The organism is Roseicyclus sp., from assembly GCF_052168335.1.
Lineage (GTDB): Bacteria > Pseudomonadota > Alphaproteobacteria > Rhodobacterales > Rhodobacteraceae > Roseibacterium.
Window position 1 is genome coordinate 1 of the sequence record NZ_JBQLZP010000153.1, and the last position, 4,110, is coordinate 4,110.

The 4,110-nt window shown below is 69.9% G+C and carries 7 protein-coding genes; 3 read left to right on the forward strand and 4 right to left on the reverse strand.

Translation table 11 applies throughout. The features are described 5' to 3' along the window. On the reverse strand, positions 1 to 408 hold a 408-nt coding region (locus ACTS11_RS04780), incomplete at its 3' end, for a ribonucleotide reductase N-terminal alpha domain-containing protein (protein WP_442639202.1). A 154-nt stretch (positions 409 to 562) separates the two neighbouring features. Here ACTS11_RS04780 and ACTS11_RS04785 point away from each other — a divergent pair. The 3 genes from ACTS11_RS04785 (at position 563) to ACTS11_RS04795 (ending at position 1,812) form a co-directional block, all read left to right on the forward strand. Beyond that, a complete protein-coding gene (locus ACTS11_RS04785) occupies positions 563 to 982 on the forward strand; it encodes a DUF1489 family protein (protein ID WP_442639203.1) in 420 nt (139 codons plus the stop codon). Positions 983 to 1,067: 85 nt separating this feature from the next. Then, the gene (locus ACTS11_RS04790; protein WP_442639204.1) at positions 1,068 to 1,379 is read left to right on the forward strand and encodes a hypothetical protein; all 312 of its coding nucleotides are present in this window, start codon (positions 1,068 to 1,070) and stop codon (positions 1,377 to 1,379) included. Continuing rightward, positions 1,372 to 1,812 (forward strand): hypothetical protein, encoded by a 441-nt coding sequence (locus ACTS11_RS04795; RefSeq protein ID WP_442639205.1) that lies wholly within the window; start codon positions 1,372 to 1,374, stop codon positions 1,810 to 1,812. Before ACTS11_RS04790 ends, ACTS11_RS04795 begins: the two co-directional genes overlap by 8 nt. A 38-nt stretch (positions 1,813 to 1,850) precedes the next feature. On the opposite strand, the gene hisG is transcribed toward ACTS11_RS04795, so the two are convergent. The 3 genes from hisG to ACTS11_RS04810 all read right to left on the reverse strand — a co-directional run. Continuing rightward, positions 1,851 to 2,540 (reverse strand): ATP phosphoribosyltransferase, encoded by a 690-nt coding sequence (gene hisG, locus ACTS11_RS04800; RefSeq protein WP_442639206.1) that lies wholly within the window; start codon positions 2,538 to 2,540, stop codon positions 1,851 to 1,853. Further along, positions 2,537 to 3,646 (reverse strand): ATP phosphoribosyltransferase regulatory subunit, encoded by a 1,110-nt coding sequence (locus ACTS11_RS04805; RefSeq protein ID WP_442639207.1) that lies wholly within the window; start codon positions 3,644 to 3,646, stop codon positions 2,537 to 2,539. The genes hisG and ACTS11_RS04805 overlap by 4 nt, the downstream gene beginning before the upstream one ends. Then, the coding region (locus tag ACTS11_RS04810) for a His/Gly/Thr/Pro-type tRNA ligase C-terminal domain-containing protein (protein WP_442639208.1) at positions 3,643 to 4,110 on the reverse strand (468 nt) is incomplete at its 5' end. The genes ACTS11_RS04810 and ACTS11_RS04805, both read right to left, overlap by 4 nt.

Here is a 4,110-nt window from a genome sequence, read left to right on the forward strand (position 1 = left end):
GTCCGCCGCCACGCCCGAGACCGGGGCGCCGCGCGGCCGGATGGTGGAGAAGTCGTAGCCGATGCCGCCGCCCTGCTGCATGGTCAGGGCCGCTTCCTTCAGGCTCTCGAAGATGCCTGCCATCGAGTCGGGGATCGTGCCCATGACGAAGCAGTTGAAGAGCGTGACCGAGCGCCCCGTCCCCGCGCCCGCCACGATCCGGCCAGCGGGAAGGTAGCGGAAATCCTCGAGCGCCTCGTAGAACGGCCCCTCCCACTCGGAGGGCGTCGCCTCGACGGAGGCCAGCGCGCGCGCGATTCGCCGCCAGGTGTCCTCCACCGTCTCGTCGAGGGCGAGGCCCTCGGCGGTCTTGAGGCGGTACTTCATGTCCCAGATGGCTTCGGCGATCGGGGCGGCGAAACGGGTCATCTGCACATCTCCGGAAGACAGGCGACCAAGATACTCCCCGGCGCCGGATTTCTCAACAGGTTGCAGAGGCGCGTAACAGCCCTACGATATGTTGCAGTGGACGGAGGATTCTGTGGGAAAACCTGTGGGCAAGACGCCGGAGGCAGACGGTCGGGTGCACCTCGTCAAGCTCTGCGTCGGCGCGGAGCGGGTGGAGGACCTGACCGACTGGCAGGCGACGGCGCGGGCGAAGGGCCCCGACGGGCTGCCGCGCCATGTCACCCGGATGTGGCCGAAGCGCTCGGAGGAGGTGCTGAACGGCGGCTCGCTCTACTGGGTGTTCAAGGGCCTCGTCCTCTGCCGCCAGCGCATCCTGCGACTCGACGAGGTGGATCGCGGCGACGGCATCCTGCGCTGCGGGATCGTGCTCGACCCCGAGGCGGTCCGCGTCGCCCCGACGCCGAAACTCCCCTTCCAGGGCTGGCGCTACCTCGCGCCCGGCGACGCCCCCCGCGACCTGCCCCGCGGCCGCGAGGCCGAGGAGGCGCTGCCGCCGCAGCTCCAGTCCGCGCTGGCCGAGATCGGGGTGCTCTGATCCGACTTCGGATCCCGTTCCAGTCTGGACAATCGCCAGGCCCTGAGTAGCTTGGTTGAAGTGTGACGAGTAAAACGATATATTCATGAGTAAAGAATACCACAGGCGTGTCCCGAAAACGTCTGGCGAGCAGCGAATGGTTGAAGCGACGGGATATCTCTGGGGGAAATCGCCTCGCATCACCGCGGGCAACGGTCCCGCTTGCGTGAAGGCGTTTGTCGGCCCCTTGCCGCCTGACCAGGACGGCTATACCTTCGAGACGGATGTCGCGCCGACGCGCCACAGAAAGTTCTTCGGGATCGACGGCGCGGTCTGGGAAGACGGCGACGCCGGGGTCGAGGACGTTCCGGAAAACCGAGCCTTTGTCAGGATTCCAGTAAGGGTTATCGATGGCTAGAGAACAAAAACATCTCGGTTTCCAGGCGCGAAAGTCTTTCCCGGAGCGTTCGGCGCTCCAATTTCGCGGCAGAGACCTCGAAACGATCTCCGAGCGGCAAAAGAAGAGCCTGGGCGGAGATATCTATTTCTCCTGGCCAAGCGGTCGCGGCGTCGAGATCGGCACGCTCGATCTGGGGCTGCCGGAAGCCTGGGACGTCATTGTTTCTCACGGCGGAGAGTCCTTGCAGGATTTCAGAATGGTAAGCGTTCAGGACGATGGCGCGGAATCCGTGATACTCAGCGATTTCGACGGTGCTCCGATCTGTTTGACAAGCGAACCCGAACTTCCCGACGCACCTGTCGGCGTGATCGTCGACGTAGGAGCGGAGATCGGTGCCGTAAGGGAGTTTCTCGCACCCTTGCTCGGAAAGCATGTGACCTTCCACGAGTGATGCGCTTTCGATGCGTCGAGCGGAGACCCGGTGAGGGTCTAGAGCGTCAGGCGCGCCTTCAGCCGCGCATACTCAGCCGAATGCGGCTCAGCCCACTCTGCGCGCTTCGCTCGCCAGAGCGTCGCCTGCGAGCGATGGACGACGCCGTCCGACAGCATCTTCAGCCCGTTCGCCCTCAGCGTCTCGCCGGTCGAGGTGATGTCGGCGATGGCCTCGGCCGTGCCGTGGGCGACGGTCGCCTCCGTCGCGCCCTGGCTGTCGACGAGGCGATAGTCGGCCACGCCCGCATCGCGCAGGAACTCCCTAACCAGCCGGTGATACTTCGTGGCGATCCGCAGCCGGTAGCCGTGGCGCGCGCGGAACTCGGCCGCCACCGCGTCGAGGTCGTCGAGCGTGGACACGTCGACCCACCAGGCCGGGACGGCGAGGACGAGGTCGGCGTGTCCGAAGCCCATGGCCGCCACCGGCTCCACCGCCTGCTCCCAGCCGGGGATGCGCTCGCGCACGAGGTCCGAACCCGTCACGCCGAGGTGGATGCGCCCCGCCGCCAGTTCGCGCGGGATCTCGCCCGCCGAGAGGAGGCGCAGCTCCACGTCCGCGCCGTCGGCCTCGGCGGCGTAGTCGCGCTCGGACCCCGCGCGGCGCATCGGAAGGCCTCGCGCGGCGAACCAGTCGAAGGTCTTGTCCATGAGCCGCCCCTTCGAGGGCAGGCCGAGCCGCAGCGTCATGGCCGTCCTCCCGCGCGCAGGGCGTGGACGAGTTCCGGGCGGATCACGCCGCCCACCGCCGGGATCGCGCGGCCCTGTCCGAGGAGCGCAGTCAGCGCGTCGTAGCGCCCGCCCGTGGCGACCGGCGGCAGGTCCGGGCGGCCCGGCGCGAGGAAGCCGAAGACGAAACCGTCGTAGTATTCCATCGTGGTGCGCCCGAAGCTCGCCTCGAAGGCCAGGTCCGCGGGGTCGAGCCCGGCCCGGCCCAGCGCCCCGGCCCGCGCGGCGAAGCGCTCGACTACGGGGGTCAGGCCGGGGAGATCGACGCACATGTCGAAGAGCCGCTCGCAGGCATCCGCGAGGGTCGACCTGAGCGCGAGGATGGCGCCCAGGACCTCGGCCTCGGCGGCGGGGATCGGGGGCGTGGCGGCACCCTCGCCGAGCCGCGCGATCCGCGCCGCCACCTCGTCGCGGCTGCGCAGGCCCGTCTCGGCCCCTGCGGCGTCGATCACGGCATCCGCGCCCATCGCGGCGACGCGCGCGAGCAGGTCCGCGCGGCCCGCGGGCATCGGCGCGCGGCCCGTGTAGCGGTCGAGAAGGGCGCGGAACCGGCGCGGCCGCCAGACGTGACGGCGGAGCGCGGCCTTCCGCGCGGGTGTCGTGGAGAGGCAGGCGATGGCGGCCATCAACACGCCCATGTCGCCGGTCACGGGCCTCAGGCCGAGCCCCGCGAGCGCCGCGTGGAAGAGCGCGAAGACCTCGGCGTCGGCCTCGGCCGGATCGCCGCCGCCGAAGAGCTCGAAGCCGAGCTGGAGGTATTCCGACGGCCGGCCCGAGCCCGCGGGCTGCTTGCGGAAGACCTCGCCGAGATAGGTGTAGCGCGCGGGCTCGGCCCCGTGGGCCATGTGCGCCTGCACGACCGGCACGGTGAAGTCCGGCCGCAGCATCATCTCGCCCCGGTCGGGATCGTCGGTGGTGTAGGCGCGGGCGCGGATATCCTCGCCGTAGAGGTCGAGGAGGAGGTCGGCCGACAGCATCAGCGGCGCCTCGACCGGCACGGCGCCCGCGCGGACGAAGACCGCCTGAAGCGCTTCGGCCTCGGCGCGGATGTCGGCCTTGGGTGTCACCTGTGGCGGTCCAGAAGCGCCCGGACCTCCGCCACGAGGTCGCCGCGCGCCACCTCGGTCTGGGCGGGCTGGCTCTTCCATTCCTCGAGCGTCGCCTCCTGCGCGAGCTTCGCGCCGAGGACCAGGTCCTTGAGCTGCACCACGCCGCGCGCGGCCTCGTCCGAACCCTGGATGACGGCGACGGGGCTCTGCCGCTTGTCCGCGTATTTCAGCTGGTTGCCGAAGTTCTTCGGGTTGCCGAGGTAGACCTCGGCCCGGATGCCCGCCGCGCGCAGCTCCGCCGCCATCGCCTGGTACTCGGCCATGCGGTCGCGGTCCATGACGGTGACGACGACGGGGCCCTGCGTCGTCCCGCTCAGCCGCCCCTTGGCGCGCAGCGCGGCGAGAAGGCGGTCGACGCCGATGGAGACGCCCGTCGCGGGCACCTCCTGCCCGGTGAAGCGCTTCACGAGGTCGTCGTAGCG

Bases quoted from the DNA above. Each gene is read 5' to 3' on its own strand.
- ACTS11_RS04790 (WP_442639204.1), top strand. From the start codon at position 1,068: ATGAGTAAAGAATACCACAGGCGTGTCCCGAAAACGTCTGGCGAGCAG.
- hisG (WP_442639206.1), bottom strand. From the start codon at position 2,540: ATGACGCTGCGGCTCGGCCTGCCCTCGAAGGGGCGGCTCATGGACAAG.
- ACTS11_RS04795 (WP_442639205.1), top strand. From the start codon at position 1,372: ATGGCTAGAGAACAAAAACATCTCGGTTTCCAGGCGCGAAAGTCTTTC.